The 23341-nt window shown below is 60.7% G+C and carries 15 protein-coding genes; 10 read left to right on the top strand and 5 right to left on the bottom strand.

Features of this window, described 5'->3' with window-relative positions; genetic code table 11:
* The first annotated feature begins 14 nt into the window (after window positions 1-14).
* From QMX88_RS06180 to pgi, 6 genes are all read left to right on the top strand, one after another.
* Complete coding sequence (locus tag QMX88_RS06180) at window positions 15-1454, top strand: sigma-54-dependent transcriptional regulator (protein WP_133776134.1); 1440 nt, start codon at window positions 15-17, stop codon at window positions 1452-1454.
* A 756-nt stretch (window positions 1455-2210) separates the two neighbouring features.
* Window positions 2211-3608, top strand: coding sequence for a polynucleotide adenylyltransferase PcnB (locus tag QMX88_RS06175; protein WP_192174611.1), 1398 nt, complete (start codon window positions 2211-2213; stop codon window positions 3606-3608).
* 6 nt (window positions 3609-3614) lie between these two features.
* Window positions 3615-4097: a 2-amino-4-hydroxy-6-hydroxymethyldihydropteridine diphosphokinase gene (gene folK, locus QMX88_RS06170; RefSeq protein WP_192174610.1), complete on the top strand. Its 483-nt coding sequence runs from the start codon at window positions 3615-3617 to the stop codon at window positions 4095-4097.
* Between the two features lie 210 nt (window positions 4098-4307).
* Window positions 4308-5108, top strand: coding sequence for a 3-methyl-2-oxobutanoate hydroxymethyltransferase (panB, locus tag QMX88_RS06165; protein ID WP_192174609.1), 801 nt, complete (start codon window positions 4308-4310; stop codon window positions 5106-5108).
* On the top strand, window positions 5105-5956 hold the full coding sequence (gene panC / locus QMX88_RS06160; protein ID WP_282367319.1) for a pantoate--beta-alanine ligase: 852 nt from the start codon (window positions 5105-5107) through the stop codon (window positions 5954-5956). Before panB ends, panC begins: the two co-directional genes overlap by 4 nt.
* A gap of 345 nt (window positions 5957-6301) precedes the next feature.
* Window positions 6302-7966: a glucose-6-phosphate isomerase gene (gene pgi / locus QMX88_RS06155; RefSeq protein ID WP_192174607.1), complete on the top strand. Its 1665-nt coding sequence runs from the start codon at window positions 6302-6304 to the stop codon at window positions 7964-7966.
* 71 nt (window positions 7967-8037) lie between these two features.
* Here the strand turns inward: pgi and QMX88_RS06150 are convergent, their stop codons facing one another.
* Window positions 8038-8607 (bottom strand): hypothetical protein, encoded by a 570-nt coding sequence (locus QMX88_RS06150; RefSeq protein WP_282367316.1) that lies wholly within the window; start codon window positions 8605-8607, stop codon window positions 8038-8040.
* A 323-nt stretch (window positions 8608-8930) separates the two neighbouring features.
* Between QMX88_RS06150 and QMX88_RS06145 the strand changes: the two genes are divergently transcribed.
* Window positions 8931-10112, top strand: coding sequence for an acetyl-CoA C-acetyltransferase (locus tag QMX88_RS06145; RefSeq protein WP_282367314.1), 1182 nt, complete (start codon window positions 8931-8933; stop codon window positions 10110-10112).
* A 156-nt stretch (window positions 10113-10268) separates the two neighbouring features.
* On the opposite strand, the gene mgtA is transcribed toward QMX88_RS06145, so the two are convergent.
* Entirely contained in the window at window positions 10269-13004 is a 2736-nt protein-coding gene (mgtA, locus tag QMX88_RS06140; protein ID WP_282367313.1) for a magnesium-translocating P-type ATPase, read from the bottom strand.
* A 755-nt stretch (window positions 13005-13759) separates the two neighbouring features.
* On the opposite strand from mgtA, the gene QMX88_RS06135 reads away from it, so the two are divergent.
* The 3 genes from QMX88_RS06135 (at window position 13760) to QMX88_RS06125 (ending at window position 18165) form a co-directional block, all read left to right on the top strand.
* Complete coding sequence (locus QMX88_RS06135; protein ID WP_282367311.1) at window positions 13760-14776, top strand: class I SAM-dependent rRNA methyltransferase; 1017 nt, start codon at window positions 13760-13762, stop codon at window positions 14774-14776.
* A gap of 111 nt (window positions 14777-14887) precedes the next feature.
* Complete coding sequence (locus tag QMX88_RS06130) at window positions 14888-17848, top strand: DUF748 domain-containing protein (protein ID WP_282367309.1); 2961 nt, start codon at window positions 14888-14890, stop codon at window positions 17846-17848.
* A 26-nt stretch (window positions 17849-17874) separates the two neighbouring features.
* The gene (locus tag QMX88_RS06125; protein ID WP_282367307.1) at window positions 17875-18165 is read left to right on the top strand and encodes a DUF2845 domain-containing protein; all 291 of its coding nucleotides are present in this window, start codon (window positions 17875-17877) and stop codon (window positions 18163-18165) included.
* A 194-nt stretch (window positions 18166-18359) separates the two neighbouring features.
* On the opposite strand, the gene QMX88_RS06120 is transcribed toward QMX88_RS06125, so the two are convergent.
* The 3 genes from QMX88_RS06120 to QMX88_RS06110 are packed head-to-tail and all read right to left on the bottom strand — an operon-like array spanning window position 18360 to window position 23275.
* Window positions 18360-19733 carry an HlyD family type I secretion periplasmic adaptor subunit gene (locus QMX88_RS06120; RefSeq protein WP_192174600.1) on the bottom strand — a complete coding sequence of 458 codons (1374 nt, stop codon included), beginning with the start codon at window positions 19731-19733 and terminating at the stop codon, window positions 18360-18362.
* Window positions 19723-21876 carry a type I secretion system permease/ATPase gene (locus QMX88_RS06115; RefSeq protein ID WP_282367304.1) on the bottom strand — a complete coding sequence of 718 codons (2154 nt, stop codon included), beginning with the start codon at window positions 21874-21876 and terminating at the stop codon, window positions 19723-19725. Before QMX88_RS06115 ends, QMX88_RS06120 begins: the two co-directional genes overlap by 11 nt.
* Before the next feature lie 49 nt (window positions 21877-21925).
* Window positions 21926-23275 (bottom strand): TolC family outer membrane protein, encoded by a 1350-nt coding sequence (locus QMX88_RS06110; protein WP_282367303.1) that lies wholly within the window; start codon window positions 23273-23275, stop codon window positions 21926-21928.
* Between the last annotated feature and the right edge of the window lie 66 nt (window positions 23276-23341).

Here is a 23341-nt window from a genome sequence, read left to right as displayed (position 1 = left end):
AGAGAACCGAATCAATGCCTCACATTTTGATCGTGGAAGACGAAACCATCATCCGCTCCGCCCTGCGTCGACTGTTGGAACGTAATCAGTACCAGGTCAGCGAAGCCGGATCCGTGCAGGAAGCTCAGGAACGTTTCAGCATCCCTTCGTTTGACCTGATCGTCAGCGACTTACGCCTGCCCGGCGCGCCTGGCACAGAGCTGATCAAGCTCGGCCAGGGCAAGCCGGTGCTGATCATGACCAGTTACGCCAGCCTGCGCTCGGCCGTGGATTCGATGAAAATGGGCGCGGTGGATTACATCGCCAAACCTTTCGACCACGACGAAATGCTTCAGGCCGTCTCACGCATTCTTCGTGATCGCCAGACGCTGCAAAGCATGCAGGCCGAACGCGCCGCCACCGCAAAAACGGCGACGGGCGACAAGTCCGGTCCGGACAACAGCAATGGTGAGATCGGCATCATCGGCTCCTGCCCGCCGATGCAGGACATGTACAGCAAGATCCGCAAAGTCGCGCCAACCGACTCCAACGTGCTGATTCAGGGAGAGTCCGGTACGGGCAAGGAACTGGTGGCCCGCGCGCTGCATAACCTTTCCCGTCGCGCCAAGGCCCCGATGATTTCGGTCAACTGTGCGGCGATCCCTGAATCCCTTATCGAATCCGAACTGTTCGGCCACGAAAAAGGCGCCTTCACCGGTGCCAGCGCCGGGCGTGCCGGTCTGGTCGAAGCGGCGGACGGCGGCACTCTCTTCCTCGATGAGATCGGCGAGCTGCCCTTGGAGGCTCAGGCGAGACTCCTGCGCGTCCTGCAGGAAGGCGAAATTCGCCGCGTGGGCTCGGTGCAGTCGCAGAAAGTCGACGTGCGCCTGATTGCAGCGACTCACCGAGACCTCAAGAGCCTGGCCAAAGTCGGCCAGTTCCGCGAGGACTTGTACTACCGCCTTCACGTGATCGCGCTGAAGCTGCCCGCATTGCGTGAACGCGGTGCGGACGTCAACGAGATCGCCAATGCGTTTCTGGCGCGGCAAAGCCTCAAGGCCGGCCGCAACGACCTGCGTTTTGCACCGGACGCCGAGCAGGCTATTCGGCACTATTCGTGGCCAGGCAACGTGCGGGAGCTGGAGAATGCGGTCGAGCGCGCAGTGATCCTGTGCGAAAGCCCGGACATCTCCGCGGAGCTGTTGGGCATCGATATCGAGCTGAGCGATCTCGACGTCAACGAGTTCATCGGCCTTGCCCCGCAAACGTCAGGCTCGTCAAGCTCCACCGCTGGCGAGCCGACCGAGGACTTGTCGCTGGAGGACTATTTCCAGCACTTCGTTCTGGAGCATCAGGACCACATGACTGAAACCGAGCTGGCCCGCAAGCTGGGCGTCAGCCGCAAATGCTTGTGGGAGCGTCGCCAACGCCTGGGCATCCCGCGGCGCAAGACCGGAGTGGCCAGCGAAACGTGAGTCCGTCCCTGCGCGGGCTCTGGCACGCGGGTTACGGGGAATGTGAAAAAACTGTTACCTCAAAAACGGTGGCGTAACAAAACCGGGGCGTACGGTAACGAACCCCCGGTTTTTTTTCGCCTGAGCAAAATAGCGTCAATTTGCCACACCCCTGGATTCAAAGGCCTGCAGCTCGATTTGCAAAAGTTGGCACAGGTACTGCTATAGGTATTCGTACAAGAACAACAAAAATCAGTCACCTGAAACACCAACATAATAAAAACAAGACGAATCGACTCACGCATAACAAGAACAACACGGCGGAGGCGCAGCTAACTGATTCTTTTGGAGAGGCGTTGCATTTGGGACTTGTCCCGCAACCAGGCCGAGAACAACAAAAACTACCCTTAGGTAGAGCCTGAACTGGTTGGATCGATAGATCACTGCCGCACAGCGACCAAAGCAATCCGTTTGCTCTTGACTCCCGATTGGGAGGTTTCACAGGCGAAAGCCGTGAATTGGGCGGTCAACAAAAATAAAAAGCCCATCAGACAATAAAAATAAGAGCACGCACTTTGGGGGAGCTTCGGCTCCCCCAGTAGCATCTGCACTAAACACTCTCCCCGCTCGACACCCCGCGCCACGCAGCGCATTCAGTACCCGCACGCACCCATCGCGCTGCCTCCTACACCATCCCCCGACTAAATGCTAGAATCCCCGCCCATCGTGCGGTCACTCTTCGAAATTGGCCGAATATTCCTTCAAACAGTGCCTCCCATGCTGAAGAAGCTGTTCCAGTCATTCCGTTCCCCACTGCGCAAGCCGCAGCAACATGTGCGCACAACGCCTGAAGTGCTCAGCAGCAGCCAGCATTCGTTGCAACGCAATCAATTCAGCCGCTATGCGGTGAACATCGTCGAGCGCCTGCAGACCGCCGGCTACCAGGCCTATCTGGTGGGCGGCTGCGTCCGCGACATGATGCTCGGCATCACTCCCAAGGATTTCGACGTCGCCACCAGTGCCACGCCCGAGCAGATCCGCGCCGAGTTTCGCAACGCCCGTATCATCGGCCGCCGCTTCAAATTGGTTCATATCCATTTCGGCCGTGAAATCATTGAAGTCGCGACGTTCCGCGCCAATCACCCGATCGACGACGAAGATGAAGACAGTAACCAGTCTTCACGCAACGAGAGCGGGCGCATTCTGCGTGACAACGTCTACGGCACCCTCGAAGACGACGCCCAGCGTCGCGACTTCACGATCAACGCCCTGTATTACGATCCGGTCACCGAGCGCGTCCTCGATTACGCCAATGGTGTGCACGACATCCGCAATCGCCTGATTCGTCTGATCGGTGATCCGCAGCAGCGTTACAAGGAAGACCCGGTGCGCATGCTGCGGGCCGTGCGTTTCGCCGCCAAGCTGGATTTCGGTATCGAGAAGCACAGCGCCACGCCTATCCGCCCGCTGGCGCCCATGCTGCGCGACATCCCTTCGGCGCGTCTGTTTGAAGAAGTCCTGAAGCTGTTCCTCTCGGGTTACGCCGAAGCGACGTTCGAGATGCTCGTCGATCTCGAATTGTTCGAGCCCCTGTTTCCGGCCAGCTCCAAAGCGCTGGAATACAATCCAACCTATACCCACACGCTGATCAGCGAAGCGCTGGCCAACACCGATCTGCGCATCAAGCAGAACAAACCGGTTACGCCAGCGTTCCTGTTTGCCGCATTACTGTGGCCTGCCCTGCCCGCCCGCGTGCTGCGTCTGCAAGAGCGCGGCATGCCGCCGATCCCGGCCATGCAGGAAGCGGCCCACGAACTGATCACCGAACAGTGCCAGCGGATCGCGATTCCGAAACGCTTCACCATGCCGATCCGCGAGATCTGGGACATGCAGGAACGTCTGCCGCGCCGCTCGGGCAAACGCGCCGACCTGCTGCTGGAAAACCCGCGGTTCCGTGCCGGCTACGATTTTCTGTTGCTGCGTGAACTGGCCGGCGAAGAAACCGACGGGCTGGGTGAATGGTGGACGGATTATCAAGACGCCAACGACTCCGAACGCCGCGACATGATTCGTGACCTGGGCAGCAAGCCAGACGCTACCGGCCAGGCTCCGCGCAAACGCCGTCGCAGCAGCAGCGGCAAGCGCAAACGCGCCGGCGTCGACGGGGCGGAATAACACCCGATGATCGAGCGCGTTTACATCGGCCTGGGTAGCAACCTGGCCGACCCTGCCGAACAGTTGCGAGAAGCGATCAAGGCTATGGGCCTGTTACCGCAGAGCAGTCTGTCAGGCGTTTCCTCCTTTTATGTCAGCGACTCGCTGTTGCCGGGTCAGCCGCGTTACACCAATGCGGTCGCGGCGCTCGACACGTCGCTCCCCCCTCTCACGCTGCTTGATGCCTTGCAGGGCATCGAAAACGATCAGGGCCGCGAACGCCTCGAACGCTGGGGGCCGCGCACGCTGGACCTCGACATCTTGCTGTTCGGCGATCGCCTCATCGATGAGCCGCGCCTGAAGGTGCCTCACTATCAGATGCAGGTGCGCGCGTTTGTGCTGTACCCACTGGCCGAGCTGGCGCCGGGGATCACCTTCGCCGATGGCCGCGCGCTGAATGATTTGCTTGCCCAGTGCCCGTTCGAAGGCCTGGAGCGATTGCCGAGCTAACGCCTTTCTGCAGGTACGTTCAAACCGGTAACACCCGGAATTGACTTCCCGCCCCCTCCTCACGAAGATAAGCGTCCCAAAGCCGGGCGACCGGCCACAAGGCGCGGATCAGGCCGTTGCAAACATCGCGAAACGACGATGTGCCTGCCTCCCAAGATGAATCACGCGTTGCTCGCCGCAGTATTCACAGCGCCTGAATGAGGACTTTCCATGCCCGATATCACCGTTACGTCCCTGCTGGCTCTGAAGCAAAAAGGTGAAAAAATCACCATGCTCACCTGCTACGACGCGACTTTTGCCCACACCGCCAGCCAGGCCGGCGTTGAAGTGCTGCTGGTCGGCGACTCGCTGGGCATGGTCCTTCAGGGCCACGACAGCACGCTGCCCGTCACCACCGCTGAAATGGCGTACCACGTGGCCGGCGTCAAACGCGGCAACCAGGGCGCGCTGATTCTGGTGGATCTGCCGTTCATGTCCTACGCCACCCCCGAGCAGACCTTTGCCAACAGCGCCACGCTGATGCAAGCGGGTGCGCACATGGTCAAGATCGAAGGCGCGGCGTGGCTTGCCGACTCGATCCGGCTGCTTGCCGAGCGCGGCGTTCCGGTGTGTGCGCACATGGGCCTTACGCCTCAGGCGGTCAACGTGCTGGGCGGCTATAAAGTGCAGGGTCGCCTGGAGTCGCAGGCGCGGCAAATGCGGGCCGACGCGATTACCCTTGAGCAGGCCGGCGCCGCGATGATTCTGCTGGAGTGCGTGCCGAGCGAACTGGCTCAGGAAATCACCCACGCCGTGAAGATTCCGGTGATCGGTATTGGCGCCGGCAGCGCCACAGACGGTCAGGTGCTGGTGCTTCATGACATGCTCGGGCTGTCGATCACCGGCCGCGTGCCCAAGTTCGTGAAGAATTTCATGGCCGGTCAGCCGGACATTCAGTCAGCGATTGGCGCGTATGTCAGCGCGGTCAAGGACGTCAGCTTCCCCGCTCCAGAACACGGATTCTCGGCATGAACACAGTTAAAACCGTTCGCGAGTTGCGCGCCGTCGTTGCCCGCGCACGCAGCGAAGGCAAGCGCATCGCCCTGGTGCCCACCATGGGCAACCTGCACAGCGGCCATATCGCCCTGGTCACTAAAGCCGTTCAACGGGCTGATTTCGTGATCGCCAGCATCTTCGTCAACCCGCTTCAATTTGGTCCCACCGAAGACCTTGCGTCGTACCCGCGCACTCTCGCCGCCGATCAGGAGCAGTTGCTCCAGGCCGGTTGCCACCTGCTGTTCACGCCGACGGTCGAAGAAATGTACCCCCATGGCATGGCTGATCAGACCATCGTGCGTGTGCCGGTGGTGTCCGAAGGACTGTGTGGCGGCAGCCGTCCCGGTCACTTCGACGGCGTTTCGACGGTGGTCAGCAAGCTGTTCAACATGGTGCAGCCGGACATCGCGATTTTCGGTCAGAAGGATTTCCAGCAACTGGCTGTCGTCAATGCGCTGGTGCGTGACCTGAACATGCCCATTCAAATCATCGGCGAACCCACCGTGCGTGCCGCCGATGGCCTGGCCCTGTCGTCGCGCAATGGCTACCTGACTGAAGACCAGCGCGCTGCAGCGCCTGCGTTGTACCGCGTGATCAAACAGATCGGCACGGCATTGCAGAATGGCGAACAGGATCATCAGCAGTTGATCGGCGATGGCGTCAAAGCCCTGGAAGCCGCGGGCTTCCGTCCTGATTACCTGGAGATTCGCAACGCAGTCAGCCTGCGTCCTGCGACCCCGGATGATCATGATCTGGTGGTGCTGGGCGCGGCGTTCATGGGCAAGACGCGCCTGATCGACAACCTGCATCTGGTCAGGGAATAACCTGCCCGCCCGGCTGAAGAACGCATCCGGTCACGTGTAAAGCAAAAGTCACGTGATCGGATGAGCATCTACGCCTATGCTCACTGCGCGAAACCGAGTGTGAAGCGCAGGCCTCGGCCTTTGCAGGGCCCTGGCGATGAACTTAGCCACACCCGCAATGCCATACCGATACAGTTCGTGTCAGACCAGCAACTCTACTCCGTGAGAAAAAGTACCGAGCAAAGGTAAAGCAAGGCGCAGACATCGGCGTTGCCGGGGACTAGTCTCTGATGCGTCCACGAATTCATGTCCAATCCTGCTTTTCAGTGTCCAAAAGGCAGTTCAAGTACAAGGAAACCCGCAGCGATGGCGTACTACCGCACTCCTCATGACGTCACTACCCTGCCCGCCTGGCAGGCGCTCAAAGATCACCGCCAAGCGATGCAAAATTTCAGCATGCGCGAAGCATTCAACGCAGACCCCAAGCGTTTCGACGAATTCACGCTCAGCAGTGCCGGTCTGTTCCTCGACTATTCGAAGAACCTGATCACTGCCGAGACCCGTCAGTTGCTGGTCAATCTGGCCAATGAAGTCGGCCTGAAAGACGCCATCAAGGCGCAGTACGACGGCGAGCTGGTCAACGCTTCTGAAGGTCGCCCTGCGCTGCACACCGCGCTGCGTCGCCCGGTGGGCGACAAGCTGCTGGTCAACGGCGTCAACGTGATGCCGGAAGTGCACAAGGTGCTGAACCAGATCACGGATCTGGTCGGGCGCATCCACGACGGCCTGTGGCGCGGCTACACCGAAAAGCCGATCACCGACGTGGTCAATATCGGCATCGGCGGTTCGTTCCTGGGCCCTGAGCTGGTGTCCGAAGCGCTGTTGTCGTACGCGCAGAAAGGCGTTCGCTGCCATTATCTGGCAAACATCGACGGCACCGAGCTGCACGAGCTGACTCAGAAACTGCGCGCCGAAACCACGTTGTTCATCGTTTCGTCCAAGACCTTCACTACCCTCGAAACCCTGAAGAACGCCACCGCTGCCCGCGCCTGGTACCTCGCCCAGGGTGGGTCCGAAGCCGAGTTGTATCGCCACTTCATCGCGGTGTCGAGCAACAACGCCGCGGCGGTTGCGTTCGGGATTCGTGAAGAAAACATCTTCCCGATGTGGGACTGGGTCGGCGGCCGTTACTCGCTGTGGTCGGCCATTGGCCTGCCTATTGCGCTGGCGATCGGCATGTCCAACTTCAAGGAGCTGTTGTCCGGCGCCTACACCATGGATCAGCATTTCCAGAACGCCGAGTTCGAAGAGAACATGCCGGTTCTGCTGGGCTTGCTGGGTATCTGGTATGGCAATTTCTGGGGCGCGCAAAGCCACGCGATCCTGCCGTACGACCATTACCTGCGCAACATCACCAAGCACCTGCAACAGCTGGACATGGAATCCAACGGCAAGAGCGTTCGCCAGGACGGCGTGCCGGTCAAAACTGACACGGGCCCGGTCATCTGGGGCGGCGTTGGCGCGAACGGCCAGCATGCATACCACCAGTTGCTGCACCAGGGCACGCAAATGATCCCGGCCGACTTCATTGTGCCGATCGTCAGCTTCAACCCGGTGTCCGACCACCATCAGTGGCTGTACGCCAACTGCCTGTCCCAGAGCCAGGCCTTGATGCAGGGTAAAACCCGCCCCGAAGCCGAAGCAGAACTGCGGGCCAAGGGCGTACCGGAAGACGAAGTGCAGCGCGTCGCGCCGCATAAGGTCATTCCGGGCAATCGCCCGAGCAACACCATTGTCGTCGAGCGCATCAGCCCTCGCCGCCTTGGCGCGCTGGTCGCGATGTACGAGCATAAAGTGTTCGTGCAAAGCGTGGTCTGGGGCACGAATGCCTTCGACCAATGGGGCGTTGAACTGGGCAAGGAGCTGGGCAAAGGCGTTTACAGCCGCCTTGTCGGCACCGACGAAACTGTCGCTGAAGACGCTTCGACCCAGGGCCTGATCAACTACTTCCGCGGTCGTCACCGCGGCTGATCTGCCGTCCTGTAACACCCTCGAAACCCGCTCTCTCGCAAGAGGCAGCGGGTTTCGTGCTTCTGGGTTTCTCAGTCTTCTATGTCGGGGAGCACCGTCGGGTCGAGTTGAACGGTGTGCTGCGCCGGATTGCGCACGCAGAGGAACTGATCGTCACGCGGCCCTTCCTTGGGACCGACGCGGCGCAGGTGCATCAACGATCCGCACCAAGGACATTGCGCAGTCAGACGATTCACCCGCAGCCGTCCGGTCTGGCTGATTTCAAGATAGTGCCGGGAGCCGAAGAAACGCTCGAACTTGCGTCGACGGAGCAAGGCTGACAGTGCGACGGCCATCACCGCAACGATGAATGAAAACATGAACAACGTTGACCACGAGCTCTGACCGCCCAATGGCGGCTGGAACAGGGTGAAGTACAGCCCGATCAGGCTGGCGATTCCCGTGATATACCCAAAGACAGAGACGTTGCGGCTGTCGAGACTGCGCCCGCCAAACGCCGGATGGCGCTCAATGTGCAATTGCTCGGGTGTGAAGGTAGGGCGCTCGTTGTGACTGATGTTCACGTTGGCGCCACGAAAGTCGCCGACGCCGACGTTCAGGCTGTGGTCGCCGCTTTGAGTGCCATGATTGTCGTTTGGCAAAAGGGGGGCTCCTGGGAAATGGACGCTGAAATGGCCGGCGATTGTCCCTGCCTTCACACTCGACAAAAATCAGCCGCTTCCCGGGTTTGCGTCGGAACCTGAGACACTTTCTGTCATATGTTTCCGTAGGAGCCATCCGCAGACCGGTCCAGGGATGGGGGGCGTTTGATCGCCATCGCAGGAGCATCCGGGCGACAAAGGGCTTAAATTATCATCGTAATTCATGCAACCATGCTCTCCCTTGATCCGGCTGCCCGCGCTGTTTTCTTCACCTTTTCAAGCCCGGGCCGGCGCCGCGTCGCACACCACTGAGGATTCGCACCATGCAAGACGTTGTAATCGTTGCCGCTACCCGCACTGCGGTGGGCAGTTTCCAGGGTTCGCTGGCGCATATTCCTGCAGTGGATCTCGGCGCTACCGTTATCCGTCAACTGCTGGCGCAGACCGGTCTGGACGGTGCGCAAGTCGATGAGGTGATCATGGGCCAGGTGCTGACGGCGGGTGCCGGGCAGAATCCTGCACGTCAGGCTGCGATCAAGGCGGGCTTGCCGTTCACAGTGCCCGCCATGACGCTGAACAAGGTCTGTGGCTCGGGCCTCAAGGCGCTGCATCTGGGGGCCCAGGCGATTCGTTGCGGTGACGCGGAGGTGATCATCGCTGGTGGCCAGGAAAACATGAGCCTGTCCAACTATGTGATGCCGGGCGCGCGGACCGGTCTGCGCATGGGCCACGCGACGATGGTCGACACGATGATCAGCGACGGTCTGTGGGACGCTTTCAACGATTACCACATGGGCATCACTGCCGAGAACCTGGCCGAGAAATACGATATCAGCCGTGAGGCGCAGGATGCGTTTGCTGCTGCGTCGCAACAGAAAGCTGCGGCGGCCATCGAGGCCGGGCGCTTCGTGGATGAAATCACCCCGGTCCTGATTCCCCAGCGCAAAGGCGATCCGCTCTCTTTCAGCATCGACGAGCAGCCACGTGCGGGGACCACTCCTGAATCACTGGGCAAGCTCAAGCCGGCGTTCAAAAAGGACGGCTCGGTCACGGCAGGCAATGCGTCATCGCTGAACGACGGTGCGGCGGCGGTCATTCTGATGAGCGCCCGCAAAGCGGAAGAACTGGGCTTGCCGGCGCTGGCGCGGATTGCGGCTTACGCGAACGCGGGTGTTGACCCGGCGATCATGGGCATCGGCCCGGTGAGCGCAACCCGCCGCTGCCTGGACAAGGCGGGTTGGTCGCTGGAGGAGCTCGATCTGATCGAAGCCAACGAAGCCTTCGCCGCCCAGTCATTGTCGGTTGGCAAGGAACTGGGCTGGGACATGGACAAGGTCAACGTCAACGGCGGCGCCATCGCCATCGGCCACCCGATCGGCGCATCGGGCTGCCGCGTGCTGGTGACCCTGCTGCACGAAATGATCAAGCGCGACGCGAAGAAAGGCCTGGCGACGCTGTGCATTGGCGGCGGACAAGGCGTGGCGCTGGCGCTGGCCCGGCCATAACAGCCTGGCCGAGACGCAAGTGTAGGACCGGCTTCAGCCGGGAAGAGGCCAGTTCGAACACCCTCACTTTCGCGGTGTGACGCCTGACGCATTCCCGGCTAAAGCCGGTCCCACAAAAGCACGCGGTCAGTCAATGGGGCCTGCGTCACATGGAAATCACTGCCAGCCAAACCTGCGGACATAAAACCCCTTCACCGCCTGGGTCAGCACCACGTACCCGATCAGGATCAGCGGCAGGATGGCGAAGTACAGCGGGGGCAGTGCCTGCAGTTTGAAGTAGTGCGCCAACGGGCCCATCGGGAGGAAGATGCCCACGGCCATGATCACCCCGGTCATCACCATCAACGGCATCGCCGCGCGGCTTTGCAGGAACGGGATTTTCGGCGTGCGGATCATGTGCACGATCAGCGTCTGCGTCAGCAGGCCCACGACAAACCAGCCGGACTGGAACAGGGTCTGATGCTCAGGCGTGTTGGCGCCGAACACGTACCACATCACCGCAAACGTGGTGATGTCGAAGATCGAACTGATCGGCCCGAAAAACAGCATGAAGCGTCCTACATCCGCAGGCTGCCAGCGCTGAGGTTTTTTCAGCAGTTCCTCATCGACGTTATCGAACGGAATGGCAATCTGGGAAATGTCGTACAGCAGGTTCTGCACCAGCAGGTGCATTGGCAGCATCGGCAGAAACGGGATGAACGCACTGGCGACCAGCACCGAGAACACGTTGCCGAAGTTGGAACTGGCCGTCATCTTGATGTACTTGAGCATGTTGGCGAAGGTCCGGCGCCCTTCCAGCACACCCTCCTCCAGCACCATCAGGCTCTTCTCCAGCAAAATAATGTCGGCGGCTTCCTTGGCGATGTCCACCGCTGTGTCCACGGAAATACCGATGTCGGCCGTGCGCAGCGCAGGCGCGTCGTTGATGCCGTCGCCCATGAAACCCACCACGTGCCCGTTGGCCTTGAGCAGCCGTACGATGCGCTCCTTGTGGGAAGGCGTCAGCTTGGCGAACACATTGGTCGTTTCGACCGCGACCGCCAGCTCAGCGTCGCTCATGCGCTCGATATCACCACCCAGCAGCAGGCCCTGACGCTCCAGACCGACTTCGCGGCAGATCTTCGCGGTGACGCGCTCGTTGTCGCCGGTCAGCACTTTCACCGCCACGCCATGCTCGGCCAGCGCTTTAAGCGCCGGCGCCGTGCTTTCCTTCGGTGGATCGAGAAACGCGACATAGCCGATCAGGGTCAGGTCGCTTTCGTCAGCCAGGCCGTAGGTGTCGCGGCCCGCCTCCATAGGACGCGCGGCCACAGCCACCACGCGCAGACCTTCTTCGTTGAACGCAGCGGTGACGCTCAGAATGCGCTCGAGCAATTCAGGCGTCAGCGCTTCTTCGGCATTGCCATGGCGCACGCGGTTGCACACGCTCAGCACCTCTTCCAGCGCGCCTTTGCAGATCAACAGATGCGGTTCGCGCTGCTGTTGCACCACCACCGACATGCGCCGGCGATTGAAGTCGAACGGGACCTCATCGACCTTGCTGAACGCGGTGCCGACTTGCAGCTCGCGGTGAATCTCGACGTGCTCCAGCACCGCGACGTCCAGCAGGTTTTTCAGCCCGGTCTGGTAGTAGCTGTTGAGGTAGGCCATTTCCAGAACGTCGTCGGACTCATCGCCCCATATGTCGACATGGCGCGCGAGAAAAATCTTGTCCTGGGTCAGCGTGCCGGTCTTGTCGGTGCACAGCACGTCCATGGCGCCGAAATTCTGGATGGCGTCGAGGCGCTTGACGATGACTTTCTTGCGCGACAGGAACACCGCGCCCTTGGCCAGCGTCGAGGTGACGATCATCGGCAGCATTTCCGGGGTCAGCCCGACGGCGATGGACAGCGCGAACAGCAGCGCTTCCATCCAGTCGCCCTTGGTGAAGCCGTTGATGAACAGCACCAGCGGCGCCATCACGAACATGAAGCGGATCAGCAGCCAGCTGACTTTGTTGACCCCGGCCTGAAACGAGGTCGGCGCACGATCGGTGGCGCTGACCCGCTGCGCCAGTGCGCCGAAATAAGTGTTGTTGCCGGTGGCAAGAATGACGCCGGTCGCCGCGCCGGACACCACGTTGGTGCCCATGAACAGAATGTTTTCCAGGTCCAGCGGGTTACCCGTGTCGACGTCCTGACGCCGCGCGAATTTCTCCACCGGCATGGATTCGCCGGTCATCGCGGCCTGGCTGACGAACAGGTCCTTGGCGCTCAGCACGCGGCAGTCCGCAGGGATCATGTCGCCGGCAGACAGCACGATGAGGTCGCCCGGTACCAGTTGCTTGATCGGCAGTTCGATTCGTTTTTGCGTTGCGTTATCGGCAGCGTCGAACGTGCTGTCGGCGCGGCGTATGACAGTCGCGGTGTTGCTGACCATCGCTTTCAGCGCGTCGGCGGCCTGATTGGAGCGCGCCTCCTGCCAGAAACGCAGCAGTGTGGAGAGCACGACCATGGAGAAAATCACCGTGGCGGCTTTCATGTCTTCGGTCAGCCACGAGATGAACGCCAGCAGGGTCAGCAGCAGGTTGAACGGGTTTTTGTAGCAGTGCCACAGGTGCACCCACCATGGCAGGGGCTGTTCGTGCTCGACTTCGTTGAAACCGTGTTGCTCGCGCAGGCTTTGCGCGTCGGTTTCGGTGAGACCGTCGGCGTGGCTGCTCAGGCGTGCGAGCAATTCAGGCACATCGCTGCTGGCGCCCCGGGTCAGGGTTTGCGCCAGGGTGGGCGGCACTTCGCGGCTGACGGTGGCGTCGGTCACGCTGTCGAGCGTCGCCAGCCGACGAAAGTGCCGGCCGAGTTTGCGGGTGCGGACGAAGTCTGCGAGGAATTCTTTCAGGAGGGTGTACTTCATGGTTATGTCCCCTGGACTGAAGGCTGCTGGAGCTGAAAGCACAGGAACCTTGAGCGGGTACGGCCGACCTCAGGCGCCGCGCTCGTTCATGAGCAGGCGCCGCAGGCTGGCCCGCGCAGCAAAAGCCGCGCGCGTCCGATGCGCAGACGAACGACAGACGCGTCGGTCATCACGCAGGATTGGGCGTCAGGGAAAGGACAGGAAAGCGGGCTCTGATCAGAGACCGCTGGCACTGCCGCATCTCACGTTGTCGGCGAGATAGCGGCAGTGAAAAAGACTGCGCGTTATCGTGCCGAGGATTGGCCGGTCGTCATCACCGGCTGACGTCTGTCACTCGAACAAGTACCCACTGTGGGTCTCCGCATTGGTTGAAAACGGGCGAAGAATACGCCCGGGTTTTATGAGAGTAAATCGCCAGCACGAAGGGTGTGGGGGTTAATGCGGATGTCTTCAGGGGAGGTTCAGGAAGGCGTCGATGCAGGGTTAAACGGGGGAAATGGATCGCGGCCTTGGGTGGGAAATCCACCGTCATCCAGCCGCCGCGCTGTCGCATAGGAAACACAGCCCCTGTGGGAGTGAGCTTGCTCACGAAGACGGCATTTCAGGCGCTAAAGAGGTGGCGGATGTCCCGGCCTTTTCGCGAGCAAGCTCGCTCCCACAATTTGTGTCTGCAGTGCTGTCAAGTTCGGCCACGGCAGACCGTATGAAATCGAACTGCTAAACTGCCGCGCCTCATTCCTGCCCCAAGGCCGAGCATGTCTTCGTTGAATCAGGCGCTCAGCGTCGCCCTCGATAATCGTCAAACCCTGCTGGCGGAACTGCACGCCCAAGGCACCGACTGCTATCGCCTGTTCCACGGCAGCCAGGAAGGCGCGAGCGGGCTGACGGTCGACCGCTACGGCCCGCAACTGCTGGTGCAGAGTTTCCACAACAGCCTGGATCTCGATTCGCTGCTGGCGCTGCATGCCACCGTCAATGGGCGGCTGGGCCTGGAATTGATGCTGGTCTACAACGACCGCTCCCAGGGCAATTCCCGGGTTGACCGGACTGACCCGATCTATAAAGCCGACGACGCTGCGCTGGCCGATCTGGTCGGCCACGAGTGGGGCCTGAATTACCGGGTGCGCGGTCGTCATGCCGGGCAGGATCCATTGCTGTTCCTCGACCTGCGCAACGCCCGCGGCTGGGTCAAGCAACATGCCGCCGGCAAGAGCGTGCTCAATCTGTTCGCCTACACCTGCGGCGTCGGCCTGAGCGCAGCGGCGGGTGGCGCGCGCGAGGTGTGCAACCTGGATTTCGCCGAGGGCAACCTGGCGGTCGGGCGCGAGAACGGCCTGCTCAATCCGCAGCTGCCGACCATGCAGTTCGTCCAGTCCGATTACTTCCCGGCCATTCGCCAATTGGCCGGGCTGCCCATCGCTTCCCGTCGCGGCCACAAGCTGCCGAGTTACGTACGCCTTGAGCAACGCCAATACGATCTGATCCTTCTGGACCCTCCTGCCTGGGCCAAGAGCGCGTTCGGCACGGTGGATCTGCTGCGCGATTACCAAAGCCTGCTGAAACCCGCGCTGCTGACCACCGCCGAAGACGGCGTGCTGATCTGCTGCAACAATCTGGCGAAGGTCAGCCTGGACGACTGGCGCGAGCAAGTGTTGCGTTGCGCGAGCAAGATCGGCCGACCCGTGCGCGACTGCCAGGTGCTGACCCCGGGCGCCGACTTTCCGTCACAGGATCAACAGCCCCCGCTCAAGACATTGATCTTGCAGCTGTGATGCTCAAACGAGCCTGAGGAAATTTCCCACACGGATTGAAGCGACTGGATTCGGAACCAGATTGGCGTGCCATACTCCAAGGACCTCCCATCGAGAGAGTCGGCGACCTACATGCCCAAAGGATTGAAACGCGCCATCGGCGCCCTGCTGGCCGTCTTCGCCATTTACAGCGTGCTGGGGTTTCTGATCCTGCCAGGCGTTGCATTGCGAATCATCAATCAACAGCTGGCCAATTACAGCACGGTGCCGGCCAGGCTCGACCGCCTCGAACTCAATCCCTACAGCCTGGAAGTCACCCTCTGGGGCCTGAACATCGGGGCCCCGGGCAAGGAGCAAATCGGTTTCGCACGGCTTTACGCCAACCTGCAAATCGACAGCCTGTGGACCAAGGCCCTGCACCTCAAGGCCGTCGAACTCGACAAACCCAAGACCGAGCTGCTGTTCGCCAAGGACGGCACGCTCAACCTGGCCGGGCTGTTCAAGCTGCCCGCCAGCGAACCCGCAACACCAGACGAACCTCCAGGCAAGCCATTTCCGCTGCGTATCGGCGAGATCAAGCTGGCCGACGGTTACGTGCATTTCCAGGACATGCGCCCCAGCGAGCCCATCGAGTTTCTCTACGACGCGCTGAATTTCGAGCTGAAAAACCTCAGCACGCTGCCGGAAGACAACGCCGACATGACCCTCGTCGCCGCCGGGCCTGAAGGCGGTCAGATCGACTGGGTCGGGCGCATCAGCCTGGTGCCGATCGCGTCGGAAGGCACGCTCAAAGTCACCGACGGCAAGATGAAAGTCTGGTGGCCCTACGTTCGCGATGCCCTGCCGCTGGTGCTTAAAGACGGCGTACTCAGTTTCAACACCCACTACACACTCAGCCTGGCCAAGGAGACCGAGCTGCTGCTGGACAACACGTCCTTGAGCGTCGCGCCCTTCGCCATCGATGCCCCGGACGGCAGACCGCTGGCTCGCCTGAAAAAACTGAGCGTGAGCGAGACGTCGATTGATCTGGCCAAGCAGTTGGTGACCGTTGGCAAGATTCGCAGCGAAGGCCTGGAAACCTGGGCAACGCGTGAGTCAGACGGTGAGCTGGACTGGCAGAAGCTGTTCGCCAGCCAGCCTTCTAAGGCGCAGGCGAAAAAGGTTGAGGCTGAAAAACAGCAGCCCGCCACCGCGAGCAACGCTGAAACCACCGCCAGCGCAAAACCAGCGGCGCCGAGCAAGCCGTGGCAGGTGTTGCTGCGCGATACGCAGCTGCGCGACTACCGCATTCACCTCGCCGACAAGGTGCCGAAAGAGCCTGTTGCGATTGATGTCGGTCCGCTGAACCTCGACCTGACCGGCTTCGACAGCCTCAACAAATCACCCTTCAAGCTCAAGCTCGACACCGACGTGGGCAAGCAAGGCAAGCTGACCGCCGAGGGCGAGGTGAATCTGGCGCCGGTTCGCGCCAATCTCAACGTCACCACCCGCGATATCGACCTGCGTGTCGCGCAGTCCTACGTCACGCCGTTCATTCGTCTGGAAGTGCGGAGCGGCATGCTCAACAGCGACCTGGCGGTCGACCTGAAAAGCACCGAGCCCTTGGCACTGGGCATTACCGGCAAGGCGCAGGTCGACCAGTTGCACACCCTCGACACCCTCAAGTCGCGGGACTTCGTGAAGTGGCAACGGCTGAATGTCGAGGGCCTGAATTTCCAGCTCGGCGACAGCCTGACCATCGCCACGATCAACATTGATCAGCCCTATGCCCGATTCATGATTGCCGACGATCGCTCGACCAATATCGATGACCTGCTGATTCCTCAGCCTGCTGATCAACCCCCTGCCGCGCCGAAAGCCAAGGCTGCCGCCAGCAGCGAAAAGCCGATGGGCATTCGCATTGGTGAGGTCAACATCACCAACGGCTCGGCCAACTTTGCCGACTTCAGCCTTACGCCGAACTTTGCCACGGCCGTGCAGCAGCTCAACGGTAAGATCGGCACGCTGGATAACCGCCAGGACAAACCGGCGACGGTGAATATCAACGGCAAGGTGGATCGCTATGCGCCGGTGACCATCAAGGGCGCGCTGAATCCGTTCAACCCGATGGCAAGTCTGGACATCGCGACCAGCTTCAAGCGCGTGGAACTGACCACGTTGACGCCCTACTCGGGCAAGTTCGCCGGTTATCGCATTCGTAAAGGCCGTTTGAATCTTGATCTGCATTACCTGATCACCAAAGGCCAGCTCAAGGCAGAAAACAAGGTGGTGGTCGAGCAACTGCAGCTGGGTGAAAAGGTCGACAGCCCGGACGCGGTGAACCTGCCGTTGAAACTGGCGATCGCCCTGCTCAAGGATACCGATGGCAAGATTTCCATCGAGCTGCCCGTAACGGGCGATCTCAACAATCCGCAGTTCAGCGTGATGCCGATTGTCTGGCAGACCCTGCGCAATCTGGTGGTGAAGGCTGCGGCGGCGCCGTTCAAATTCATCGGCGGATTGATCAGCGGCGGTGGCGGATCAGAGGATTTAGGCACGGTGTCCTTCGCGCCAGGGGTTGATGAGTTGAGCCCTGAAGCCATGGCATCGCTGGACAAGCTGGCGGCGGGATTGAAAGCGCGTCCGGCGTTGCGCCTGGAGATTGAAGGCACCAGCGCTGAAGCGAGCGATGGGCCACTGATTGCCCAACAGCGCCTGGAGCGCGAATACCAGAGCACGTACTACAAGATTCTCCAGCGCCGTGGCGACAAGGTGCCGGCGCAGGCGAGCGATCTGACCGTGCCTGCTGACGAGAAGGCGCCGATGCTCGAGGGGATTTATCGCACGCGCCTGAAACAGCAGCCGCCGGCCGAGTGGGTGAATCTGGGCAAGGAAGAGCGTCAGAACAAGCTGCGCGAGGCGGTGCTCAAATCCTGGAGTTCGAGCGCGCTGCTGCTGCGTCAGCTCGGTCAGGCGCGGGCCGGAAGCATCAAGGACTACTTGGTGGACAAGGGCCAACTGGCAGACGAGCGGGTGTATTTCATCGACACCACCCTCGGCAAACCGGAAAAGGACGGCCGCGTCATCAGCCCCCTGCACCTCGACAGCGAGTAATGATTTTGAGAAATGCGATAACGAGGATGGCGTTGGTTCTCGGTGTGACAGCGCTGGCTGGCCTTGCCCATGCGGATACCTTGCGCTGCGGCAGCCAGTTGATCAGCGTGGGCGACCGGATGTTTGAAGTGCAGCAGAAATGCGGCCAACCGGTCAGCCAGGACATCATCGGCTACAAGGAAACCGTCAATCACTACCGCCAGGTGGATCAGGTGCAGGTCCAGGAATGGATCTACGGCCCGAGCAACGGGATGTACCAGTATTTGAGGTTCGAAGGCGGGCGGCTGGTGAGGATTGATAGCAAACGCGGGAGGTGATGGCGCCTGCCCTGAGGCTTTCCCGGCTATAGCCGGTCCCACAAAAAGCACGGGGTCAGTCTGTGGGACAGGCTTTAGCCGGGAAGAGGCCCGGGTGAACACCATGCATTTTTGGTGTAATTCCCGACGCTTTCCCGGCTGAGGCCGGTCCTACAAAGAAAGAGGCCAGTCTACCGGCCATCAACCAGCGGCCATCAACGCTCGTGCAGTGCCTCGGCGCGGGCTTTGAGGACGGGTTTGAGCAGGTAGCTCAGGATGGTTTTCTTGCCGGTGATGATGTCCACCGAGGCGACCATGCCGGGGATGATCAGCAGCGGGTGCTCATCAGTGCCGAGGTGGCTGCGGTCGGTGCGCAGTTTGATCACGTAGAAGGTGTTCTTCTTCTCTTCGTCCTGAATGGTGTCGGCGCCGATCTGCTCCAGCTTGCCTTTCAGCCCGCCATAGATCGTGTAGTCATAGGCCGTGAACTTGATCATCGCTTCCTGCCCCGGGTGCAGGAAGGCGATGTCTTGCGGGCGAATGCGCGCTTCTACCAACAGCGTGTCATCCAGCGGCACCACTTCGGCGATGTCGCTGCCCGGCTGAATAACGCCGCCGACGGTGTTGACCAGCATCTGTTTGACCACGCCGCGCACCGGCGATGTCACCATCGTGCGGTTAACGCGGTCTTCGAGGCCCTTGGCCGTCGACTGCGCTTTCGAAAGATTGGTGCGCGCTTCGTTCAGTTGGGTCAGCGCGTCGCTGCGAAATTTGCCACGGGTTTCATCGATCTTGCGCTGCACTTCGGCAATCGCCGCCTGTGCGCGAGGGATCGCCAGCGTGGTGCCATCGAGCTGACCACGGGTTTCCACCTCGGAGCGTTTCAGCCGCAGGATGTCCACCGGCGACACCGCGCCTTGGGACACCAACGGCTCGGACATGCCGATCTCCTGGCGCAACAGGGCCAGGCTGCTGCGGTACTGCTCTTGCTTGGAGCCGAACTCACGCAATTCCTGCTGACGCTGAATCAATTGCTGCTGCAAACCACCAATCTCATCCACCAGTTGCTGACGGCGGCTTTTGTACAGCGACTCTTCGTTCGCTGCCTGATTCGGCACCAGCTTGCGCGCTTCGGCGCTGATATTCAGCGGACGGTCATCGACCTCGGCGCTCAGACGCTCGACGCGCAGTTGCATGGCCAGCCGATCAGCCTCGGTTTCGCCAACGTTGGACGCAAAGCGCGTGTCGTCGAGACGAATCAGCGGGGCGCCGGCGTCGACGATCTGGCCGTCGTGGGCGTAGATCTGCGCGACGATGCCGCCTTCCAGGTTCTGAATTTTCTGGATCTTGGTCGACGGAATGGCCTTGCCCTCGCCCTTCGTCACTTCATCGATCACGGCGTAGTTGGCCCAGACCAGCAAGAAGACGAAGAACAGAATCACGGCCCAGATGGTCAGCCGCACGATGCGCGGGGCGTCGTCGACCAATGCCTTTTTGACTTCCGGCAGCGCCTGGCCTTCCAGCGAAGGTGAGCCCTTGAAGTAGCCGAAGATGCCGCCACCGGAGTTTTGACCTGACTTAAGCAACACTGATCTGCCCCTTCTTCAACGCTTCCATAACGGCGGCTTTCGGACCGTCGGCCACGATCTGGCCGCGGTCGATGACCACCAGGCGATCAACCAGGCTGAGCAACGAAGCTCGGTGTGTCACAAGAATCACGGTCTTTTTCTCGATGACGCCATGCAGGCGCTGCTTCAAACGTTCTTCGCCGGTGTTGTCCATGGCGCTGGTGGGTTCGTCGAGCAACAGGATCGGTGGATCAAGCAACAAAGCCCGCGCCAGGGCAACGTTCTGCCGCTGACCACCGGACAGATTCTGCCCGCGCTCACCCACTTGCAGCTCGTAGCCCTGGGGATGCAGGCTGGCGAATTCATGCACGCCGGCCAGTTCAGCGGCCTGCAGCACCATTTCGTCGTCCACGTAACGCGCGCCGGAAATCAGGTTGTCGCGCAGCGTGCCCGACAACAGCTGTATGTCCTGGGCGACGTAACCAATGTTGTGGCGCACTTCGCTGACGTCGATCTGACGAATGTCGACGCCATCCACCAGCAGCGAGCCTTCGTCCGGCCGATACAAACCGACCAGCAGTTTGGCCAGGGAGCTTTTCCCCGACCCGCTACGGCCGATGATGCCGACCTTCTCGCCCGGGCGGATCACCAGATTGATGTTGCGCAGCGCCAAGTTTTGCTGGTTCGGGTAAGTGAACTCAAGGTTGCGGAATTCCATGGCGCCCTGCAGCACCTGACGGCTGAGGGGACGCTCGTCGAAGTTGCGTTCCTGAGGCAGTTCCATCATTTGATCGACCGACACCATGGTCACTTTGGCTTGCTGGTAACGGGTCAGCAGGCCGGACAGTTGCGCCAGTGGGCCAAGGGCGCGGCCGCTGAGCATGTAGCACGCCACGAGGCCGCCCATGCTGAGGACGCCGTCCATGATCATGTAAACGCCGAAACAGATCATCGCCACGCCCGCCAGTTGCTGGATCAGCAGGGTGATGTTCATGGCAAGACCGGAAAGCACTTTGACGCGCAATTCCAGGCGGCTAAGCGTACCGATGGTGTGTTCCCACTGGTATTGACGCTCGCTTTCGGCGTTGTTGACCTTCACCGCATCGAGGCCGGCGAGGGTTTCGATCAGACTCGACTGACGCTCGGCCCCCAGCGCCATGGTGCGCTCAAGGGTGGAGGTCAGCGGCTTTTGCAGAAAGTGGCCGATGCCCAGCGCCAGCGGGAAGGCGATGATCGGAATCCACACCAGATGCCCGCCCAGCAGCGCAATCACCAACAGGATGATCAGCGTGAACGGCAGGTCGATGAGGCTGGTCAGGGTCAGCGACGTCAAGAAGTCACGCATGCCCTGGAACTCATGAATGTTCTGGGCGTAGCTGCCGACCCGCGCCGGGCGAAACTTCATCGCCATGCCGACGATGCGTTCGAACAACGTGGCGGAAATGATCAGGTCAGTTTTCTTGCCGGCCAGGTCCAGGCACAGACTGCGCAGGCCCTTGAGCAAAAGATCAAACAGAAACGCGCCACAGATACCGGTCGCCAGCACCCACAGTGTGGCGGTGGCCTGGTTGGGCACGACTCGGTCGTAGACGTTCATCACGAAAAGAGGGGTAGCCAGCGCGATCAGGTTGATCACGAAGCTGGCAGCGATCGCGTCGACGTAAAGCCAGCGAGACAGCTTGAGGGTGTCCTTGAACCAGGAACGAGCGCGCGGGATGAGCGAGCCCTTGGTCACGTCAAATTTATGTTGCGGCTGTGCGAAAAACACCCGACCGCTGTAATCCTGCGCCAGCGCTTCGGTCTCGATCAGCACTTCGCCGCCGTTACTTTCGCTGATCAGCAGGCGGGCCGATTGGCCCTCCCAACCGAGCAAAACGGCAGAACGCCCGTCTTTCAGGAGCAGCAAGGCGGGCAATGCGATCTCGGGAATCTGGATGAGTTTGCGTTGCAGCAAACGCCCCTGCAAACCCGCCCGGGCTGCGGCGCGGGGCAGCAAATCCGGGCTCAGGCGCTGGTCGGGCAATGGCAGACCGGTGGTCAGCATGGCCCGGCTCGCCGGTTTGTGATGCAGGGCACAGAGTGTCAACAGCCCGTCGAGTAGCGGATCGTCGTGCTGGCTGCGTGGATCATGACCTAATTGAGCCGAAGGTAATTCCAAGTCCACGCTGACACTCTCTTTCTTAACGGTTAAAAGAAGCTGACTCCGTCAAGAATCAGTTCATGCCCGGCAGCTGAACTGTCGGTTTCACATCGTTCTGCACAACCGATGCCATCGGCGCCACGACACCCTGGCTTTTCAGCAATGTGCCCATGTCCGCCTTGATGCGGTACTGGGTGTACGTCTGCAGGTTTTTCAGCTGCACCAGACGCTGTTGCGCGGTGAACAACTCGTTCTCGCTGTCGAGAAGGTCGAGCAGGGTACGCTCTCCCAGACTGAATTGCTGCTGGTAGGAAGTACGCACGCTGTTGGCCCGCTCGACGTACTGCTGAGCGATCGGCACCTGGGCGTTGGCGTTGTTGTAGGCGTTCCAGGCCAGGCCCAGTTCTTCGTTCAACTGACGCAGCGCGTTGTTGCGGATATCCAGGGCCTGACTCGACAGGTACGACTTGGATTGCAGGTCAGCCTTGCTGCTGCCACCGGCGTACAGGTTGAAGCGCATGCGGACCATGGCTTCCCAGCCATTGTTGTGGCCTTCGTCGCCGCCAATGTTGTTATCGGCATTGCGGCCCAGTTCTGCATCGAAACGCGGGTAGTAATTGGACTGCGCCGAGGTGTACTGCTTTTCAGCGGCAACGATGTCGGCTTCGGCCGAGCGCAGCACCGGGCTGTTCTCGAGCATCTGGCGGCGGGCTTCGTTCAGATCGGCAGGCATCATGGCGAACGGCGACGGCGCTTCCAGCTGGTCAGCTTCCAGACCAACGGCACTCAAGTAGTTGGTCTGGGCGTCGGCCAGGTTGGTTTGTTCGGTGATCAGGTTGTTACGGGCCTGTGCCAGACGGGCATCGGCCTGGTCCATATCGGCCATACGACCTACACCGCGGGAAGTGCGCAGTTTGATTTGGTCGTAAATACGTTCGTGACTCTTCAGGTTTTCTTCGGCCAGCCGAACCATTTCACGTTGAGTAAGAACATCGAGATAGACCTGCGCAACTGTCAACGCGGTACGTTCGGTTGTATTTAACAGCGAGTATGCCCGGGAATTGGCGGTGGCTTGTTGACGCGCAACTTCGTTACTTGTTGCGAAGCCATCAAAGAGCATTTGCTGAAGACGGATTTGCGACTCGCCACGGTCCAGCGTCTGGTAATCGTGACGACCGGTCGAGGCACGGGTGCTTGGCGTATCGGAACCGGCCCGGCCGTAGCCCGCCGTGACATCGACACGCGGCAGGTAGCCGCCCTTTGCAGCACGGAGTGCGTAGTCCTGGGCGATACGGGCATTGATGCCGGCCTGCACCTCGGGATGCTCGTCCATGGCTTTCTGCATGGCGGACTGTAGCGTCTGGGCCTGAACGAAACCGGCACAAAGGATGAGGGGTACAGCAGTGAAGAGGTGCTTACGCATTTTGGTGATTTCCCGAGAACGTACTTGTTCAAAATGCAGCAATACGCACTGCCGCATCGTAAAAAT

It is taken from the genome of Pseudomonas sp. PS02290 (genome assembly GCF_029960075.1).
In the GTDB taxonomy this organism is placed as follows: domain Bacteria; phylum Pseudomonadota; class Gammaproteobacteria; order Pseudomonadales; family Pseudomonadaceae; genus Aquipseudomonas.
This window is presented reverse-complemented; position numbering and strand designations above follow the sequence as displayed.